The 17,942-nt window shown below is 59.2% G+C and carries 18 protein-coding genes; 12 read left to right on the top strand and 6 right to left on the bottom strand.

The genetic code is table 11. The features are described from left to right. The first annotated feature begins 6 nt into the window (after positions 1–6). The 6 genes from purE to spfP all read left to right on the top strand — a co-directional run bounded on the left by purE (position 7) and on the right by spfP (position 3,691). A complete protein-coding gene (purE, locus tag BN1143_RS09040) occupies positions 7–510 on the top strand; it encodes a 5-(carboxyamino)imidazole ribonucleotide mutase (protein WP_005307779.1) in 504 nt (167 codons plus the stop codon). Between the two features lie 133 nt (positions 511–643). Beyond that, positions 644–1,204: an L-threonylcarbamoyladenylate synthase type 1 TsaC gene (tsaC, locus tag BN1143_RS09035; RefSeq protein ID WP_042050332.1), complete on the top strand. Its 561-nt coding sequence runs from the start codon at positions 644–646 to the stop codon at positions 1,202–1,204. 106 nt (positions 1,205–1,310) lie between these two features. Then, complete coding sequence (gene hemF / locus BN1143_RS09030) at positions 1,311–2,219, top strand: oxygen-dependent coproporphyrinogen oxidase (protein WP_042050331.1); 909 nt, start codon at positions 1,311–1,313, stop codon at positions 2,217–2,219. A 102-nt stretch (positions 2,220–2,321) separates the two neighbouring features. After that, positions 2,322–3,143: a shikimate dehydrogenase gene (aroE, locus tag BN1143_RS09025; protein ID WP_042050330.1), complete on the top strand. Its 822-nt coding sequence runs from the start codon at positions 2,322–2,324 to the stop codon at positions 3,141–3,143. Then, the gene (locus BN1143_RS09020; protein ID WP_042050328.1) at positions 3,140–3,400 is read left to right on the top strand and encodes a DUF1488 family protein; all 261 of its coding nucleotides are present in this window, start codon (positions 3,140–3,142) and stop codon (positions 3,398–3,400) included. The genes aroE and BN1143_RS09020 overlap by 4 nt, the downstream gene beginning before the upstream one ends. 243 nt (positions 3,401–3,643) lie before the next feature. After that, positions 3,644–3,691: a small protein SpfP gene (gene spfP / locus BN1143_RS22950; protein WP_462101308.1), complete on the top strand. Its 48-nt coding sequence runs from the start codon at positions 3,644–3,646 to the stop codon at positions 3,689–3,691. Between the two features lie 498 nt (positions 3,692–4,189). On the opposite strand, the gene yihA is transcribed toward spfP, so the two are convergent. After that, positions 4,190–4,840, bottom strand: a complete 651-nt coding sequence (yihA, locus tag BN1143_RS09015; RefSeq protein WP_005307794.1) for a ribosome biogenesis GTP-binding protein YihA/YsxC — start codon at positions 4,838–4,840, stop codon at positions 4,190–4,192. A gap of 142 nt (positions 4,841–4,982) precedes the next feature. Here yihA and BN1143_RS09010 point away from each other — a divergent pair, with 142 nt between their 5' ends. The 4 genes from BN1143_RS09010 to hemN all read left to right on the top strand — a co-directional run bounded on the left by BN1143_RS09010 (position 4,983) and on the right by hemN (position 8,862). Continuing rightward, positions 4,983–5,600: a c-type cytochrome gene (locus BN1143_RS09010; RefSeq protein ID WP_005307797.1), complete on the top strand. Its 618-nt coding sequence runs from the start codon at positions 4,983–4,985 to the stop codon at positions 5,598–5,600. A gap of 831 nt (positions 5,601–6,431) precedes the next feature. Further along, the gene (gene yihI / locus BN1143_RS09005) at positions 6,432–7,010 is read left to right on the top strand and encodes a Der GTPase-activating protein YihI (RefSeq protein WP_026141129.1); all 579 of its coding nucleotides are present in this window, start codon (positions 6,432–6,434) and stop codon (positions 7,008–7,010) included. 11 nt (positions 7,011–7,021) lie between these two features. After that, a complete protein-coding gene (locus BN1143_RS09000) occupies positions 7,022–7,462 on the top strand; it encodes a DUF2489 domain-containing protein (RefSeq protein WP_042050327.1) in 441 nt (146 codons plus the stop codon). A 26-nt stretch (positions 7,463–7,488) separates the two neighbouring features. Then, positions 7,489–8,862 (top strand): oxygen-independent coproporphyrinogen III oxidase, encoded by a 1,374-nt coding sequence (hemN, locus tag BN1143_RS08995; RefSeq protein WP_042050326.1) that lies wholly within the window; start codon positions 7,489–7,491, stop codon positions 8,860–8,862. Between the two features lie 68 nt (positions 8,863–8,930). Here hemN and add read toward each other — a convergent pair whose 3' ends face one another. From add to glnA, 5 genes are all read right to left on the bottom strand, one after another. Beyond that, complete coding sequence (add, locus tag BN1143_RS08990) at positions 8,931–9,932, bottom strand: adenosine deaminase (protein WP_042050325.1); 1,002 nt, start codon at positions 9,930–9,932, stop codon at positions 8,931–8,933. 141 nt (positions 9,933–10,073) lie between these two features. Further along, a complete protein-coding gene (gene glnG / locus BN1143_RS08985) occupies positions 10,074–11,492 on the bottom strand; it encodes a nitrogen regulation protein NR(I) (RefSeq protein ID WP_005307804.1) in 1,419 nt (472 codons plus the stop codon). Positions 11,493–11,501: 9 nt separating this feature from the next. Beyond that, a complete protein-coding gene (gene glnL / locus BN1143_RS08980; protein ID WP_005307805.1) occupies positions 11,502–12,557 on the bottom strand; it encodes a nitrogen regulation protein NR(II) in 1,056 nt (351 codons plus the stop codon). Positions 12,558–12,637: 80 nt separating this feature from the next. After that, complete coding sequence (locus BN1143_RS08975; RefSeq protein ID WP_005307806.1) at positions 12,638–13,219, bottom strand: DUF4124 domain-containing protein; 582 nt, start codon at positions 13,217–13,219, stop codon at positions 12,638–12,640. Positions 13,220–13,310: 91 nt separating this feature from the next. Then, entirely contained in the window at positions 13,311–14,720 is a 1,410-nt protein-coding gene (glnA, locus tag BN1143_RS08970) for a glutamate--ammonia ligase (protein WP_005307807.1), read from the bottom strand. Between the two features lie 352 nt (positions 14,721–15,072). Between glnA and typA the strand changes: the two genes are divergently transcribed. Together typA and BN1143_RS08960 are read left to right on the top strand one after the other, a co-directional pair. After that, a complete protein-coding gene (gene typA, locus BN1143_RS08965; protein WP_005307808.1) occupies positions 15,073–16,884 on the top strand; it encodes a translational GTPase TypA in 1,812 nt (603 codons plus the stop codon). 171 nt (positions 16,885–17,055) lie between these two features. Continuing rightward, a complete protein-coding gene (locus BN1143_RS08960) occupies positions 17,056–17,928 on the top strand; it encodes a virulence factor BrkB family protein (protein ID WP_010635440.1) in 873 nt (290 codons plus the stop codon). Positions 17,929–17,942 lie beyond the last annotated feature (14 nt).

The raw sequence follows: 17,942 nt of genomic DNA, 5'->3' as shown, positions 1-17,942 counted from the left end.
CCCGCCATGACTAAACCTTTCGTTGCCGTATTGATGGGCTCTGATTCCGATTTTCCCGTGATGCAGACCACTCTTGAGGTTCTCAAGTCGTTCGACATCGCGGTGGAAGTGAAAGTGACTTCCGCACACCGTACCCCGGCGGCGACCCACCAGTACGTAACCGATGCCGAAGCCCGTGGCTGCAAGGTATTTATCTGCGCCGCCGGTCTGGCCGCTCACCTGGCTGGTGCCGTGGCTGGCATCACTACGCGTCCCGTGATCGGTGTGCCCATCGATGGTGGCCCGCTCAAGGGGCTGGATGCCCTGCTCTCCACCGTGCAGATGCCGGGTGGTGTGCCGGTGGCAACCGTGGCTATCGGTAAAGCTGGTGCCAAAAATGCCGGCTATCTGGCAGCCCAGATGCTGGCGGTGGCCGATGATGAACTGGCGGCCAAGGTTCGGGCCGAGCGCCAGAAGAATGCCGACGAGGTGCTGGCCAAGGATGCCGCCCTGCAGGCTCAACTCAAGTAAGCCCCGAGACGGCAACCACGGTCAGCCTCGCTCTCTGTTGTTGGCAGGGGGATGAAGGGGGCTGCGGTGGTTGCCACCCTGCGGGGTCAACCTTAATTGATGATGAGGCGACAGCCCGGCTGTCGCATTTTTTATGTCCAAAGAATTTGAACTTGCTGTTGCCGCACTCCAGCATGATGGGGTGATTGCCTACGCTACCGAAGCGGTTTTTGGCCTGGGATGTGACCCCGATTCCGAAGCGGCGGTAGAACGCCTGCTGGCGATCAAGCAACGACCGGTAGAGAAAGGGTTGATCCTGATTGCCGCCGATCTGGCCCAACTGCAGGATTACATCGATTTGGACCAGCTTACCAGCGAGCAGCTGGCCAGGGTGGAGGCCAGCTGGCCCGGCCCCTTTACCTGGATCATGCCGGCTCGTCCCGATACGCCGGCCTGGCTGACCGGACAATTTGACACCCTGGCCGTGCGCGTCACGGCCCATCCACAGGTACAGGCGCTGTGTCGTGCCTTTGGCAAGCCGCTGGTCTCCACCAGTGCCAACCTGACTGGCGAGGAACCCGCCCGCCGGCTGGCCGACATCGGCGAATTGCTGGCCAGCCAGCTGGCCTATATCCTGCCAGGCGAGGTGGGGGGGCAGGCCAACCCATCCGAGATCAAGGATGCCAGAACCGGTGCCGTCATTCGCCCCTCCTGAGCGGCGTTGGTGACGAGGTCTGGTGGCAATGCGGACGGGCGGAGTGCCGGTTCGAGGACATCACAATAATAGGGTCAGGCGACGATCCTGGCTGACTGGAGACAAGATGAGCAAACCGGATGTAGCCCAGGTCAAGGCCTTCCTGCTGCAGTTGCAGGACGACATCTGCCGTGGACTGGAGCAGGCTGACGGTGCCGGGCACTTTGTGGAGGATGCCTGGCAGCGTGAGGGGGGCGGCGGTGGCCGTACCCGGGTGCTGCGCCATGGTGCGGTGATCGAACAGGGGGGGGTCAACTTCTCCCATGTTTATGGCGATGCCATGCCTGCTTCCGCCACGGCCCATCGCCCCGAGCTAGCCGGCCGCAGGTTCGAGGCCATGGGGGTGTCGCTGGTGATCCATCCGCACAACCCCTACGTGCCGACCAGCCATGCCAACGTACGTTTCTTCATCGCCGAAAAAGAGGGGGAGGCGCCCATCTGGTGGTTCGGAGGGGGCTTCGATCTGACGCCGTTCTATCCGTTCGAAGAAGACGTTCAGCACTGGCATCAGGTCTCCCACGATCTCTGCCAGCCGTTTGGCGACGACATCTATCCCGAGTTCAAAGCCTGGTGCGATCGCTACTTCTTCCTCAAGCATAGAGGCGAGACACGGGGTGTCGGCGGTCTCTTCTTCGACGATCTCAATCGCTGGCCGTTTGCCGACAGCTTTGCCTTCATGCGAGCGGTGGGTGAAGGCTACCTCGCCGCCTATCTGCCGATTGTCGAGCGACGCAAAGGAGATGCCTATGGCGAGCGGGAGCGGGAGTTCCAGCTATATCGCCGCGGCCGCTACGTGGAGTTCAATCTGGTGTACGACCGCGGTACCCTGTTCGGTCTGCAGACGGGGGGGCGCACCGAGTCGATCCTGATGTCGATGCCGCCACTGGCCCGCTGGGAGTATGACTGGCAACCGGCGGCTGGCAGCCCGGAGGCGCTGCTCTACACCGACTATCTCAAGCCGCGTGAGTGGCTGTGAAGCAAGGGGCCATCGCGGCCCCTTCTTGTTACCGATATTCGACTTGTTCCTGCGGGGGAAAAACCGTTAAATCGGGAGATTGCCCTCTAAAGGAACGCCTTGATGGATCGTTATCTGGTTTTTGGCCACCCGGTGCGCCACAGCAAATCCCCCTTCATTCATACCCTCTTTGCCCGGCAGACCCAGCAAGAGCTGGAATATGGTCTGGCCGAGCCGGCAGTCGAGGAGTTCGCCACCGCATTGCGTGCCTTCTTTGCCCAGGGCGGCAAAGGGTGCAACGTTACAGTCCCCTTCAAGGAGCAGGCATTTTCCCTGGTCGACCGGCTGAGCCCCAGGGCCAAACGGGCGGGGGCGGTCAATACCATCAAGTTGACCGATGACGGCGTATTGCTGGGGGACAATACCGATGGGGCCGGGCTGGTGGCTGACCTCAAGTCCCACGGGATGAATTTGGCCGGCAGCAGGATCCTGTTGCTAGGAGCGGGTGGTGCGGCGCGCGGTGCGCTGGCGCCCTTGCTGGCCGTACAGCCGGCCGAAGTGGTGATCGCCAACCGGACCTACGCCCGGGCCGAGCAGCTGGCGGCCGAGTTTGCTGATCTGGGATCCGTCAGTGCCCAGACTTACCCACAGCTGGCTGGTCCTTTCGATCTGATCATCAACTCCACCTCCGCCAGTCTGCAGGGAGAGCTCCCGCCGCTGGAGCCTGCCCTGATCCATGCCGGCATCGCCATCTACGACATGATGTATGGTGCGACGGATACCCCTTTCATTGGCTGGGCCAGACAACATGGTGCCCGCCAGACCATGGACGGGCTGGGTATGCTGGTGGAGCAGGCTGCCGAAGCGTTTACCGTGTGGCGCGGAATCCGGCCAGGGACTAAACAGGTATTGAGAGAACTGCAACGCAATCTGGGGACCCTATGAATCAAGGCATCCTGTTTCCCGAGCTGGCGGACTGGCAACCGCATGAACAGCGCATCCATTTTCCCGCCCAGCAGATGGGTGCACTGGTCGACTGCTACATCAGCCGCCGGCGACTGGAAAAAATGACCGGTCTCTCCCTAACCAGGGAGGAGGACATACTGCGGGCCTTCGAAAGCGTGCGTTTTGACATCGAAGAGATGGCTGAAAAACTAATTGAAGAACAAGAGTTTGCCGAAGATGGTGCAATCTATCTGTGATTTTTACGAGTTTTTTCTCAAAGCAGCGGAACTTGTACCAAGAGACGTGGACTAACTAGATAGTTGAGGAAGTGCTAGCTAGTCACCTTTATAACGCCCCGGTATTCGTACTGGGGATTTTTTTATCTATATGAAAAATAAGAAAATTTATGTAATTCATTTTTCGTGAAACTAAATTACATAAATTACTTTCACTTTCTGCTGCTTTGCTATACAGTTAGCAACGTAGGGTACAGAGGTAAGATGTTCTATCTTTCAGACCTTTTATTTCACGTAATTGAATGTGGCTGAATAGCAGCCCCGGTGAGTCATCATCGGGGCGTTTTTTTATGGGTTGTGTTTAGAGTAAATGCTTTAATGTTGGTGAATATTTGTTAGAATGAAAGGGCTTCTTGAGGAAAAACCAGTCGTCTTTGTTCTCAAGATTTAGCTTCTTCCCAATTTTTGAACTGATTGTTTAAGGCCGGTACTGCATCTGCAGCACCGGCCTCATTTTTATCCCTCCGCCACAGAAAATGTAATTAAATTTCATTTTGGTACTTATTAAGCGATATCGCCGCTTTTTCTCTGCATGAATTTGAAAACGTTGCCAATGGGATGAAAAGTTAATTTTTATATAAAATTAATCATTTATCCCATTGATTAATATGGTTATTCAGATTTTTGGAGGGAGGTAAGCCAAGCGTGGATGGAGGGCAGAGAAGGGGGCTCACAGGCTGAAAGCCTTTCAATCAGCGGAGGAGTCGCTCCGCCAATTGCATGGTTACTTGCTGCGTCAACAAGAGGGGGCTATTCCTCGATCGACTCTTGTTCGTCGTCAATCACCTCATCGGCGCCAGCCTGATACCAGCCGGTCAGCGTCTGGGCCAGCTTTTCCACCCCGATGTTGTTCAGCGAGGAGAAGGCTTCCACCTGGATATGCGGGCCCAATGCCGCCACGGCCTGGCGTACCTTGATGACCTGATTGTTGCGCGGGCCCGGGCTCAGCTTGTCGGCCTTGGTCAGCAGCAGCATGACAGGCAGTGCGCGGTGGGCGCTCCACTCCAGCATGTTCATGTCGGTATCTTTGAGCGGGTGACGGATGTCCATCAGGATCACCAGCCCTTTCAAGGACTCGCGACGCTGCAGATATTCAGCCAGGGACTTTTGCCACTTAAGCTTCATTTCCAGCGGAACTTGCGCATAACCGTAACCCGGCAGGTCGACCAGACGCTTGCCCGGCTCCAGCTCGAACAGGTTGATCAACTGGGTGCGACCCGGGGTCTTACTGGTACGCGCCAGGTTCTTGTGCTTGGTCAAGGTATTCAATGCAGATGACTTACCGGCGTTGGAACGGCCGGCAAACGCAATCTCGACACCCCCATCATTTGGCAGGTGACGGATGTCGGGTGCGCTGGTCACAAAATGCACCTTATTGAAATTCAGAGTTTGTGTATCCAACGTAAATTCCCCATAGAGATAGAGGGTTATAGAGTTACTTTTTTGTGAAATCGTGTAAAATGGCGTCGCTTAAACGCGTTTATTTTAACATGCCTTCAGCGGCATGGGATCTGGAAGCCTAATAACGAGAAGTTGGAACGCCATGAAGAACCTAGTCATTACTCTTGCTCTGATGGTTGGCGTAACGGGGATGGCACAAGCCAAGGGCGATGCCGCTGCGGGACAAACCAAGGCTGCCGTTTGCGCGGCCTGTCACGGACCGGACGGAAACAGCCTTGTCGACATGTATCCCAAGATTGCTGGTCAGCACGCATCATATATCAAAAAGCAGTTAGTTGAACTGAAGGCTGCAGCTTCCGGCCAAACTGGTCGGGTTGCTCCCATCATGGGGCCGATGGCGCTTCCCCTGTCCGAGCAGGACATGGAGGACCTGGCTGCCTACTTCTCCAGCCAGAAGGTGACGCCGATCGCCGTGCCCGATGATGCTGTGGCGGCAGGCAAGGCGCTCTACATGGGGGGCGACATGAGCCGCGGTCTGGCTGCCTGTACCGCCTGTCATGGTCCTCGTGGTTCCGGGGTCGAGCAGGCCAAGTATCCAAGCCTCTCCGGCCAGCACCCTGCCTACATCAAGGCCCAGCTCACCGCCTTCAGGGCTGCCGCTCGTGACAATGATCCGAACGGCATGATGCGGGACGTGGCCAAGAAGCTGACCGATCAGGATATCGAAGTGCTGTCCAAATATGTGGCGGGTCTGCACTGATTGCGGTCGTTTATCCAGCCCGTTGATATTGACGAGGAGCCAGTGGCTCCTCGTTTCTTTTTGGCCTTTAACACCATTTGGCCAATTTTTTCTCGCATTGTTGTAAGAGATCTCCCATTCATGAGCCTGGCCAGGGCTTAAAAAATTCGGGAATAATGCTTAGTAATTCATTAATTTCAATATGTTAAATGACAATAGATGGATTATTTCCGTTTGAAAACGTTCCTGGTGGATTGAGCCACTTTATTAAGTTGATACAGTGGATGCATGGAGTGGCCCGCAGGGCAGTTCACGACAGGGATGACGTGAAAGACAGGATGTCGAGGCGGCAGGACGCCACGGAGCCATGCAAGTGGCAGGCAAAGGATTGAAAAACCAGGATGGTGACCGTTCAGGAAGAGCGGGGCTGCGGGACGCAACCACCCCAGAAGATGACCGGATGTCGTCGGCATGGGTCAGGCAAGCACACGCACATTCAGGATCGACCAATTAAGGTCAGGACGACCACACACAAAGATATGATGCGCAGACGTATCACCACGGACAGGGTGATTTGCAGCCAGGGATGGGACTCGCATAAACATATCAAGGCAGCTTCGGCTGCCTTTTTTCTTTTGGGTCATTAACCCGCCCGGTCATTCTGTGTCAAAATACCAGCAACATGCCCAGAGGATGCCGATCCTGCGGTATTTGGCGGTCATTCATGGCCGGATGGGTGCGGGATCCCACTTTTTTGTTTCTCGTCCATCACTCCCGGTATCAGCATCCTCCCCGGCCCACATCAGGCCGGGAACGGGTTTCAATCCAGTTATTTGTCGGAGTCAGTCATTCATGTCGGCTAAACAACCCAATCGCAAGCCCGCCGGTAAGCGCAAAGAATCAGAGGCCAGTGCCCAGGAAGGCCGTGAGCGCAAGCGCGCCGCCAAGCGCAAGGGCTTGAAGGCCGGATCCCGCCAGCAAGTCGAGCAGAGCGGCAAGAAAGGCGGTACCAAGCAGGCCAAGGACCCGCGTATCGGTTCCCGCAAGCCGGTTGCCCTGATCGTGGAAGAGAAGGGTGGCAAGCCGGTGGCGCCTAAACCCGCCAAAGAGAAGAAGCTGGTGATGACCCCCGAGCAGGAGCTGGCCTCCATCGAGAATGATGATCGCCTCAATGACCTGCTGGATCGTCTGGATGCCGGTGAAACCCTGGAAGCGACCGAGCAGGCCTGGGTCGATCAGCGGGTCGATCGCTATCAGGAGCTGATGGACGAGCTTGGCATCATCGACAACGATGACGACGAAGACGACATGGACTTTGATGATGCCGACTTTGATGAGCCAAGCCAGCCAGCCTCCGAAGAGGAGCTGTGGGATCGTTTCACTCAGGTTGACTATCAGCCGGAGCCCAAGCCTGAGCCGAAGAAAAAGTGATGAGTGGATGGATGCTGGCCGCCCTGTTGGGCGGCCTGATTTTGTTGGGGCTGGCCTTCTATGCCGGTTCCCTGCTGGCCCGTCTCAAGCGCCAGCACGACAGCCAGCAGCAGGCCATCGCAGCTCGCAATGAGCGTATTCTCGAGAGCGTCAGGGTCATCGCCCACGCGGTACGAGACGGCCAGTGCGACTACTCCGAAGGTGCCATCCGGCTGACCAACCTGCTCGATGCACTGCAGATCAAGGGCGGTCGTGCCTTTGCCGGTGAATTTCCGGGTCTGTACGGTCTCTACGAGAAGGTGAAAGAGATGCCGACCCATGAGGCGAGGCAGGCCCTCAAGCGCAATGAAATCATGAAGATGGATCTCGAACGCAGTGGCTATGAGGCCGAGCTGGAGGCGCAGATCCTCAAGGATGTGGCCCGACTGAAGGATTTTCAGTTAAGCCGGTGAGCCAATAACAACAAGAGGAAGCAAGCGTGCAAGCAGAACAGATTGTGTGGGATCAGGCCCTGATCGAAAAATATAATTACAGCGGCCCGCGTTATACCTCCTATCCCACTGCGCTGGAGTTCAACGAGGGCTTCGGTTATCCGGACTTCGTCCAGGCCGCGAGCCAGTATCCGGCGCGCAACCTGTCGCTTTACGTGCACATCCCCTTCTGTCACAAGCTCTGCTACTACTGCGGCTGCAACAAGGTGATCACCCGTCACCGTCACAAGGCTGACCAGTACCTCGATTTCCTCGAACAGGAGATCAGGGCGCAGGCCCCGCTGTTCAAGCAGCGGCTGGTGACCCAGCTGCACTGGGGCGGCGGCACGCCCACCTATCTGGATGAACCCCAGACCCGCCGACTGATGGCCATGTTGCGGGAGCACTTCCATTTCGCCGAAGAGGGAGAGATCAGCATCGAGGTGGATCCGCGCGAGATCGAGCTCTCCATGCTGGATGTGCTGCGAGAAATCGGCTTCAACCGCATCAGCCTTGGCGTGCAAGATTTCAACAAGGAGGTCCAGGTCGCGGTCAACCGCGAGCAGGACAACGACTTCATCCGCGCCATGTTGGAGCGAGCCCGCGAACTGGGTTTTCGTTCCACCAACCTGGATCTCATCTACGGCCTGCCACATCAGAACCGTGAGAGCTTCCACCACACCCTGGAAGAGGTGCTCAAGACCGACCCGGCGCGCCTCTCCATCTTCAACTATGCCCACCTGCCGAGCCGTTTTGCCGCCCAGCACAAGCTGAAGGAGGCGGACATGCCGGCGCCGCAGGAGAAGCTGGCCATGCTGCAGGACACCATCGCCTTCCTGACTGGCCGCGGTTACCAGTTCATCGGCATGGATCACTTCGCCAAGCCGGACGACGAGCTGGCGGTGGCCCAGCGTGAGGGCAAGCTGCACCGCAACTTCCAGGGCTATACCACCCAGGGGGATTGTGACCTGCTGGGGCTGGGGGTCTCCTCCATCAGCATGATCGGCGATGCCTATTCCCAGAACCAGAAAGAGCTCAAAGCCTACTATGGCCAGGTAGAAAAGCTGGGGCACGCCCAGTGGAAGGGGTGCTCCCTCAACCGGGACGACCTGATCCGCCGCGAGGTGATCAAGCGCCTCATCTGCGATTTTTCCCTGAACTTTGCCGCCGTCGAGCAGGCCTATGGTCTGGTGTTCAAGGAGTACTTCGCCGAGGATCTCAAGCTGCTGCAGACCTTCATCGATGACGGTCTGGTGCGCATGACCGAAGAGGGGCTGGAAGTGGTCTCCACCGGTCAGCTGCTGATCCGCAATATCTGCATGTGTTTCGATGTCTACCTGCGGAGCAAGGCGCGCCAGCAGCAGTTCTCCCGGGTGATCTAAGCCGGTCTATGCTGTTGGAAAATAAAAAAACCGCCTCTCGGCGGTTTTTTTATTGGGCTTGGCTGTACTCAGCGCTGGGCTGCGCGGGCGCTCAGCTCGGCCTTTTCGCTCTCGCTCAGGAAGGCCAGGGTCAGGCCATTCTGCTGGGCGGTGCGGATCTCGCTCACCGTCATGCCGGCGGCCGGAGCGGCTACTTCATATTCGTGGGGCAGGTCGATCCCCTCTACCGCCGGGTCGTCGGTGTTGAGACAGGCCAGCACGCCGGCGGCCAGGAACTGGCGGATCGGGTGCTCGCTCAGGCTCGCCACCGTGGTGGTCTGAATGTTGGAGGTGAGGCAGGATTCGATGCCGATGCGGTGCTCGGCCAGGTAGGCCATCAGGGCTGGATCCTGAATCGCCTTGACGCCGTGGCCGATACGCTCGGCCCCCAGCTCGCGAATGGCCTGCCATATGCTTTCGGGGCCGGCGGCTTCACCGGCGTGCACGGTGACGCGCATGCCCGCATCGCGCACCCGGCGGAAGTGCTCGGTGAACAGCTCGCCCGGGAAGCCCAGTTCGTCACCGGCCAGATCGATGGCAACCAGCTTGTCGCGATGAGCCAGACAGGCATCCAGCTCTTGCTTGCACTGCTCGGTGCCGAAGGTGCGGCTCATGATGCCGATCAGGTTGGTCTTGATGCCGAAGTCGCGGCTACCGGCCGCCACGCCATCTATGATGGCTTCGACCACGCCCTGCGGGTGCTGCTTGTGAGCCATCGCCATGTAGGCCGGGCTGAAACGCAGCTCGGCATAGTCGATGCCGGCGCGCAGCAAGTCTTCCACGTTCTCGTAGGCCACCCGGCGGCAGGCGTCGTAATCGGCCAGCACGGCCACGCCCCAGTCCAGCTTCTTGAGGAAGGCGACCAGGCTCGGCTCATTCTCGACGATCTGCACATGGGGGCGCAGCGCCTCCAGCTCGAAGGAGGGCAGTTGAATGTTGTGCTGACGTCCCAGCTCGAGGATGGTCTGAGGACGGATGTTGCCGTCCAGATGGCGGTGCAGGTCGGTCAGGGGAAGAGATCTGTCAATCATGATGGCGCCTTCTTCGAGTCGGGTTGGAAAGCCTGCCATTCTAGGCGGGGCTTCCAAAAAAGATACCCCGTTTGAAATCAAACGGGGTCTTATTGGTCGGCGATTTGCCAAGGCGTGATGGGAATCGTTTTTCCTCGGGACTCAGGAGAGGTCGAGTTCCTTCAGCTTGCGGGTGAGGGTATTGCGTCCCCAACCGAGCAGCCGTGCCGCCTCCTGTTTGTGGCCATGGGTGTGATCCAGCGCGGTTTCCAGCATGATCCGCTCGAACTGGGGCAGGGCATCGGCCAGGATGTCGGTCTCCCCCAGCGCCAGCTTGGCGGCGACCCAATCCTGCAATTGCTGTTGCCAGCCGCCGGACAGCGCCGGCTGGCCCGGCTCGGCGGTGCTGGTGATGGGGGTCAGCAGCTCGGTGGGCAGGTCGCTCACCAGCACCTCCTGCCCCGAGGCCATCACGGTGAGCCAGCGACAGACGTTCTCCAGCTGGCGCACGTTGCCGGGCCAGGGCAGGCGGCTGATATAGGCCTGGGTATCCGGATGCAGGCTCTTGGCCTCCACGTTCAGCTCCTTGGCTGCCCGCAGCAGAAAGTGACGGGCCAGTTGGGGAATGTCTTCGCGCCGCTCCTTGAGGGCGGGAATGTGGATGCGGATGACATTGAGGCGGTGGAACAGGTCTTCCCGAAACTCGCCGTCGGCCACCCGCTTCTCCAGGTTCTGGTGGGTGGCGGCGATGATCCGCACATCCACCTGCACCGGCTGATGGCCACCGACCCGGTAGAACTGGCCGTCGGCCAGTACTCGCAGCAGTCGGGTCTGCACATCCAGCGGCATGTCGCCGATTTCGTCGAGAAACAGGGTGCCGCCGTCGGCCTGTTCGAAGCGGCCGTGGCGGATGTTGTTGGCACCGGTGAAGGCCCCCTTCTCATGACCGAACAGTTCCGATTCGATGAGATCTTTCGGGATGGCCGCCATGTTGAGGGCGATGAAGTTCTTGTGGGCGCGCGGGCTGTGCTTGTGCAGGGCGTGGGCGACCAGCTCCTTGCCGGTGCCGCTCTGGCCGTTGATCAGCACCGAGATGCTGGAGCGTGACAGCCGGCCGATGGCGCGGAACACCTCCTGCATGGCCGGCGCCTCGCCGATGATCTCCGGGCTGCTGGCCGGATCCTGCTGGCGTGCCTTGCGCTTGGTTCGCTGCTCCTTGAGATGATTCTCGGCGCGGCGCACCAGGGTGACCGCCTCGTCGATATCGAACGGCTTGGGCAGGTATTCGAAGGCACCGCGTTGGTAGGCGTTGACCGCACTGTCGAGATCCGAATGTGCGGTCATGATGATGATGGGCAGGTCGGCCTGGCGGCGATGGATCTGCTCAAGCAAGCTGAGGCCGTCGATGCCGGGCATGCGGATGTCGGAAAGGATCACGTCCGGCGAGCGCATCTCCAGCGAGCTCAGCAGCGCCTCGCCATCGGCGAAGCTCTCGCATTCGAAACCTTCACTGCCCAGGGTGCGCTCCAGCACCCAGCGGATAGAACTGTCGTCATCGACGATCCACACTTTTGCTGTCATGACGTTCCCTTATTTGCGAAGCGGTAGAAAGATGGTGAATTCGGTGTGACCTGGCCAGCTGATGCAGTCGATCCGCCCCTTGTGCTGGTCGATCAGGTTCTGGGCGATGGAGAGGCCGAGCCCGGTGCCCCCCTCCTTGCCGGTGATCATGGGGTAGAAGAGGGTGTCGCGGATGGCATCCGGGATGCCGGGGCCGTTGTCGATGATCTTGATCTCGGCCGCCAGCCGGTAGCGCTGGCCGTGGATGGTGATCTGGAACGCGGTGCGGGTCTTGATGCGGATGAGGCCGGTCTGCTCGCCGATGGCCTCGGCGGCGTTGCGCACCATGTTGAGAAAGGCCTGCTGCAGCTGGTCCGGCTCCATCTCGAACTCCGGGATGCTGGGATCGTAATCCCGCTCGATGCGTACCGTCGGCGGCAGCTCCAGCTCCACCAGCCGACGCACCTGCTCCAGCACCGAGTGCACGTTGTGCATCTGGTGGCGACCGGGGCGCTGGGGGCCGAGCAGACGGTCGACCAGCACCCGCAGCCGATCGGCCTGTTCGATGATGATGCCGGTATATTCGCGCAGGGCGGGGTCGGGCAGCTCCTTTTGCAGCAGCTGGGCCGCGCCGCGCAGACCGCCGAGGGGATTCTTGATCTCGTGGGCCAGGCCGCGTACCAGCTCCTTGGCCGCCTGCTGCTGGGCATGTTGCTGCAACTCCTGGCTGATCTTCTTCTGCTGGTCGATCTTGCGCAGCTCCACCACCATCAGCCGCTGTTCGTGGTCGGCCAGCGGGCTGACGCTCATCTCCACCAGTCTGGGCTCCCCTTCCACCACCAGGGTGACTTCGCTGTCGGTGAAGCCCTGCCCCGAACTGAGGCACTGCTTGAGGCGCTGTAGATCGAGGGAGATATGTTCCAGCAGATGGGGCAGCTCGATGCCGATCAACCGGCGTTGACTGAGGGAGAGCAGCTGCTCGGCGGCGGGGTTGACGAACTGGATGCAGAGCCGTTCATCCATCAGGATGACGGCAGTCAGCAGGTTGTCGAGCAGTATCCTGGCTTGATCCGGGCGGGTTGGCACTGGTTTCTCCCTAAAACGGTGCTATACACCAGCTATGCACCAATGTGGTGCATTTAGTCTACCCGTATCGAGGCACAGGATCACCCCTTGTTGTTGAGCGGGGTCGCTTTGGGGGCTGAATTGATGCTGGCCCGGTGCAGGTAGAAGGTGACTGCCTTGGATTTAGCAAGGATCGTACCGTCTTTGGCGAGCAGCTCGAGCTGGGCCTCGTGGGCACCGCGATCCAGGTTTTCGACCCGGATGGCGAGGGCGTTGTTGACGAGGGGGGCCGCCTTGCCGTCCAGGGTGAGGCGCACGTCATACTGGGTGGGCGGCTGAGGCCTGACCTGGCCCTGGAACACCACGTTGCCTGTGTTGTCGCGCAGGGTGCTGCCCTGTTCCGGGGAGAGCAGTTCGATCACCAGCTTGGCCGCTTCCTTCTCTTTTTTGGCATCGACACCGGTCAGGCTGTTGAAGTTGTCCACCTGGACCGAACGGGGGGCAGTGCCGATGAAGGGGGCAACGCGCAGATCGACCTCCTTGGCCTTCTGTCCCGGGGGCGGTGCATCCGTGTAGTGGACGACCCCCTGGTTGTCGGTCCAGGAGTATACCTTGGCGGCCTGGGCTGCACTGGTGGCCAGCAGCAACAGGCTCAGCATCCATACTGGGTAGGCGGTTTTCATCCATCTCTCCTTGACGGGATTCTGCTTAATCCTATCAGAGAAAAAACCCGCCTGTCGGCGGGTTTGGTCAAGTTCTGAGCTGGGATCCGGATTAAACGGAGTAGTACAGTTCAAATTCCAGCGGGTGCGGGGTCATGCGCACACGGTCAACGTCCTGCTGCTTCAGCTCCAGGTAGGAGTTGATGAAGTCGTCGCTGAACACGCCACCGCGGGTCAGGAACTCGCGATCCGCATCCAGAGCGGCCAGGGCTTCGTCCAGAGAGCCGGCCACGGTCGGCACTTCGGCAGCCTCTTCCGGCGGCAGATCATACAGGTTCTTGTCCATGGCATCGCCCGGATGGATCTTGTTGATGATGCCGTCCAGACCGGCCATCAACTGGGCAGCGAAGGCCAGGTACGGGTTGGCAGCCGGATCCGGGAAGCGGACTTCGATGCGGCGCGCTTTCGGGCTCGGTACCACCGGGATACGGATGGAGGCAGAGCGGTTGCGGGCGGAGTAGGCCAGCATGACCGGTGCTTCATAACCCGGAACCAGACGCTTGTAGGAGTTGGTGGTCGGGTTGGCGAAGGCGTTGATGGCCTTGGCATGCTTGATGATGCCGCCGATGTAGTGCAGCGCCATCTCGGACAGACCGCCGTACAGGTCGCCGGCGAACAGGTTGACGCCGTTCTTGGCCAGAGACTGGTGGCAGTGCATGCCGGAGCCGTTGTCACCGAACATGGGTTTCGGCATGAAGGTGACGGTCTTGTTGTAGGCGTGGGCCACATTGTGGATCACGTACTTCAGTACCTGTACTTCGTCAGCCTTCAGGGTAAGGGTGTTGAAGCGGGTGGCGATCTCGTTCTGACCAGCAGTGGCCACTTCGTGGTGGTGAGCCTCAACGACCTGGCCCATCTCTTCCAGCACCAGACACATGGCGGCGCGGATGTCCTGAGAGGAGTCGACCGGAGCAACCGGGAAGTAACCGCCCTTCACGAACGGACGGTGGCCTTTGTTGCCGTGCTCGTAGTTGGTACCGGAGTTCCAGGCGGCTTCTTCGGATTCGATCTTCACGAAGCTGTGACCCATGGTGTTCGAGAAGGTGATGTTGTCGAACATGAAGAATTCCGGCTCCGGCCCGAACAGCACGGTGTCGGCGATACCGCTGGCTTTCAGGAAGTCTTCGGCACGTTTGGCGATGGAGCGCGGATCGCGGTCGTAACCCTGCATGGTAGCGGGTTCCAGCACGTCACAGACGATGTTCAGGGTGGTCTCTTCGGTGAACGGGTCCAGCTTGGCAGAGGCAGGATCCGGCATCAGCACCATGTCTGATTCGTTGATGCCTTTCCAGCCGCCGATGGAGGAGCCGTCGAACATCTTGCCGTCTTCGAAGAAATCTTCGTCGACCTGGTGGGCTGGGATGGATACGTGCTGCTCTTTACCCTTGGTATCGGTAAAGCGCAGGTCGACAAACTTGACTTCGTGTTCCTGGATCAGGGCCAAAACGTTCTGGGCTGACATGCTAAGTAACCTCCGGTGTTAAAACTCTTAGGGTGAATGCGTCATCACATTCACATAAGCCAGTATCGTGCCAAGTTTGTGACAGCTTGATTTCAGGGCATTTGCGACTACGGGCCTGCCCCGAGACTCGCTATCTCAGCGCGTTACGCCTCAAAGTAGTGCAACCTTGGATCGTTTTGGTGCACTAAAATGGTGCGTGGTATACGGTCGGCCCCTATCTAAGCAGGCTTTGATGAGAAGGTCTATGATCCTGATCCCCTGTTATGCGCGAATGTACTGCAATTCTGCTAGGCAGATCACAAAGGCGAGAGTACAATTAGCGCCCAATTTTACCCGGTGATTTGAGGCGAGAATGTTAGAGAATTTACGCAATATTGCGATTATTGCGCACGTTGACCACGGCAAAACCACGCTGGTGGACAAGCTGCTGCAGCAATCCGGCACTCTGGATCGCACCAGCGAAGGTCAGGAACGGATCATGGACTCCAATGATCTGGAACGGGAACGTGGCATCACCATTCTCGCCAAGAACACTGCGATCCGCTGGAACGACTACCGCATCAACATCGTGGATACCCCGGGTCACGCCGACTTCGGTGGTGAAGTTGAGCGTGTGCTCTCCATGGTTGACTCCGTACTGCTGCTGGTTGACGCCGTTGACGGCCCGATGCCGCAGACCCGTTTCGTGACCCAGAAGGCGTTCGCCCAGGGTCTGAAGCCGATCGTGGTCATCAACAAGATCGACCGTCCGGGTGCTCGTCCTGACTGGGTAATGGATCAGGTCTTCGATCTGTTCGACAACCTGGGCGCCACCGATGAGCAACTGGACTTCAAGGTTGTTTACGCCTCTGCACTGAACGGTTGGGCCACCCTGGATCAAGACGTCGAGTCCGAGAACATGGAACCCCTGTTCCAGGCCATCGTCGACAACGTGGAAGCGCCTGCCGCGGACACCGACGGTGCCTTCCAGATGCAGATCTCCCAGCTGGACTACAACTCCTACGTAGGCGTTATCGGTATCGGCCGCATCACCCGTGGTCGCGTCAAGACCAACCAGCAAGTGACCGTAGTGGGTGCCGACGGCAAGACCCGTACCGGCAAAGTTGGCCAGGTACTGGGCTACCTGGGTCTGTCCCGTACCGAAGTGGCCGATGCGCAAGCTGGCGACATCATCGCCATCACCGGTCTGGGCGAGCTGAAGATCTCCGACACCATCTGCGACAACGGTGCCGTTGAAGCGCTGCCGCCGCTCTCCGTTGACGAGCCGACCGTGAACATGACCTTCCAGGTCAACACCTCTCCGTTCGCCGGTAAAGAGGGCAAGTTCGTGACCTCCCGCAACATCCTGGAGCGTCTGAACCAGGAGCTGGTCCACAACGTGGCCCTGCGTGTGGAAGAGACCGACGATCCGGACAAGTTCCGTGTCTCCGGTCGTGGTGAACTGCACCTCTCCATCCTGATCGAAAACATGCGTCGCGAAGGTTACGAGCTGGCGGTATCCCGTCCGGAAGTTATCCTGCGCACCGTGGACGGCGTTCTGCAAGAACCGTTCGAAACCGTAACCGTGGACGTGGAAGAAGCGCACCAGGGTTCCGTTATGGAGCAACTCGGCCTGCGTAAGGGCGAGATGACCAACATGACCCCGGATGGCAAAGGCCGTGTTCGTCTCGACTTCATGATCCCGAGCCGTGGCCTGATCGGCTTCCAGACCGAGTTCATGACCCTGACCTCAGGTACCGGTCTGCTGTACCACACCTTCGACCACTACGGTCCGCACAAGGGTGGCAGCATCGGTGAGCGTCAGAACGGCGTGCTGATCTCCAACGCCACCGGCAAGGCGCTGACCTATGCCCTGTTCGGTCTGCAAGACCGTGGTCGTCTGTTCATCGGTCACGCGACCGAAGTGTACGAAGGCCAGGTGATCGGTATCCACTCCCGTTCCAACGACCTGACCGTCAACTGCCTGAAGGGCAAACAGCTGACCAACATGCGTGCCTCCGGTACCGACGAAGCCCAGGTGCTGACTCCGCCGATCCGCATGTCTCTGGAACAGGCTCTGGAGTTCATCGACAACGACGAACTGGTTGAAGTCACTCCGAAGAGCATCCGTATCCGCAAGAAGCTGCTGACCGAACTGGACCGCAAGCGCGCCGGTCGTGCTTGATCTGCTGCATCAGCGATGAAAAGAGGCCTGCGGGCCTCTTTTTTTATGGTCGTTTCCCACAGAAGGGGTCGCAGTCGCGCCCGGACGAGTCGCATCCGGCCGGCTCGCGGGTGGTCAAACGGTGACGTGATCTGACACAATGTCGGCATGATGAAGACATCGGGAAGCACAATGCAGCTGAAATCCGGTGGCCGTCTCGGTCACGCCCTCTCTTTCTTGCGCCATGATGGGCGCCATTTCGCCCAGTTCGTCTGGGGCCGTTTCCAGCAGGACAGGCTGACGGTTACCGCCGGCTATCTGGCCTATGTCACCCTGCTCTCCCTGGTGCCCATGATCGCCGTGGTGTTCGGCATGATGTCGGCTTTTCCGGTGTTCCAGAGCCTGAAGCAGGCAATGGAGCAGTTCGTCTATCACAACTTCGTGCCCACCGCCGGCGAGATGCTCAAGGAGTACATCGACGGCTTCGTGGCCAACGCCACCAACACCACGGCGGTCGGCATCGGCGCCCTGATCGTGGTGGCGCTGATGCTGATCTCGGCCATCGACAAGAACCTCAACTACATCTGGCGCTCCACCCAAAGCAGGCCGCTGGCCCAGGCTTTCGCCATGTACTGGATGATCCTAACCCTGGGCCCCGTGCTCATCGGGGCCAGCATCGCCATCTCCTCCTATATTTTCTCGCTGCGGCTGTTCGGGGCCGAGAGCCTGTTCGGCATCGGTTACTTGCTGCTGCGCGGCCTGCCATTCCTGTTCTCTGTACTGACCTTCCTGCTGGTCTATACCGTGGTGCCCAACTGCAAGGTGCGGCTGATGCACGCCTTCATCGGCGCCCTGGTGGCGGCCACCCTGTTCGAGCTGGCCAAGCGCGGTTTTGCCATCTACATCACCAACTTCCCCTCCTATCAGGCCATCTATGGCGCCCTGGCGACCATTCCCATTCTGTTTGTCTGGGTCTACCTGAGCTGGCTGGTGGTCTTGCTTGGCGCGGAAACCACCGCCTGCCTCGGCGAATATGAGCGACCGGGTGCCGATGAGTTGGCCTGACCCGGCCCCTTGCT

Source organism: Aeromonas dhakensis (assembly GCF_000820305.1).
GTDB classification, from domain to species: domain Bacteria; phylum Pseudomonadota; class Gammaproteobacteria; order Enterobacterales; family Aeromonadaceae; genus Aeromonas; species Aeromonas dhakensis.
Note: the sequence above shows the minus strand (reverse complement) of the source record. Positions and strands in the feature narration are given on the sequence as shown.

What these genes read in the sequence shown, in the direction of transcription:
- purE (WP_005307779.1), top strand. Translation starts at nt 7, where the DNA reads ATGACTAAACCTTTCGTTGCCGTATTGATGGGCTCTGATTCCGATTTT.
- glnA (WP_005307807.1), bottom strand. Translation starts at nt 14,720, where the DNA reads ATGTCAGCCCAGAACGTTTTGGCCCTGATCCAGGAACACGAAGTCAAG.
- tsaC (WP_042050332.1), top strand. Translation starts at nt 644, where the DNA reads ATGTCCAAAGAATTTGAACTTGCTGTTGCCGCACTCCAGCATGATGGG.
- BN1143_RS09010 (WP_005307797.1), top strand. Translation starts at nt 4,983, where the DNA reads ATGAAGAACCTAGTCATTACTCTTGCTCTGATGGTTGGCGTAACGGGG.
- BN1143_RS09020 (WP_042050328.1), top strand. Translation starts at nt 3,140, where the DNA reads ATGAATCAAGGCATCCTGTTTCCCGAGCTGGCGGACTGGCAACCGCAT.
- typA (WP_005307808.1), top strand. Translation starts at nt 15,073, where the DNA reads ATGTTAGAGAATTTACGCAATATTGCGATTATTGCGCACGTTGACCAC.
- add (WP_042050325.1), bottom strand. Translation starts at nt 9,932, where the DNA reads ATGATTGACAGATCTCTTCCCCTGACCGACCTGCACCGCCATCTGGAC.
- BN1143_RS08960 (WP_010635440.1), top strand. Translation starts at nt 17,056, where the DNA reads ATGCAGCTGAAATCCGGTGGCCGTCTCGGTCACGCCCTCTCTTTCTTG.
- BN1143_RS08975 (WP_005307806.1), bottom strand. Translation starts at nt 13,219, where the DNA reads ATGAAAACCGCCTACCCAGTATGGATGCTGAGCCTGTTGCTGCTGGCC.
- glnG (WP_005307804.1), bottom strand. Translation starts at nt 11,492, where the DNA reads ATGACAGCAAAAGTGTGGATCGTCGATGACGACAGTTCTATCCGCTGG.
- yihI (WP_026141129.1), top strand. Translation starts at nt 6,432, where the DNA reads ATGTCGGCTAAACAACCCAATCGCAAGCCCGCCGGTAAGCGCAAAGAA.
- hemF (WP_042050331.1), top strand. Translation starts at nt 1,311, where the DNA reads ATGAGCAAACCGGATGTAGCCCAGGTCAAGGCCTTCCTGCTGCAGTTG.
- BN1143_RS09000 (WP_042050327.1), top strand. Translation starts at nt 7,022, where the DNA reads ATGCTGGCCGCCCTGTTGGGCGGCCTGATTTTGTTGGGGCTGGCCTTC.
- aroE (WP_042050330.1), top strand. Translation starts at nt 2,322, where the DNA reads ATGGATCGTTATCTGGTTTTTGGCCACCCGGTGCGCCACAGCAAATCC.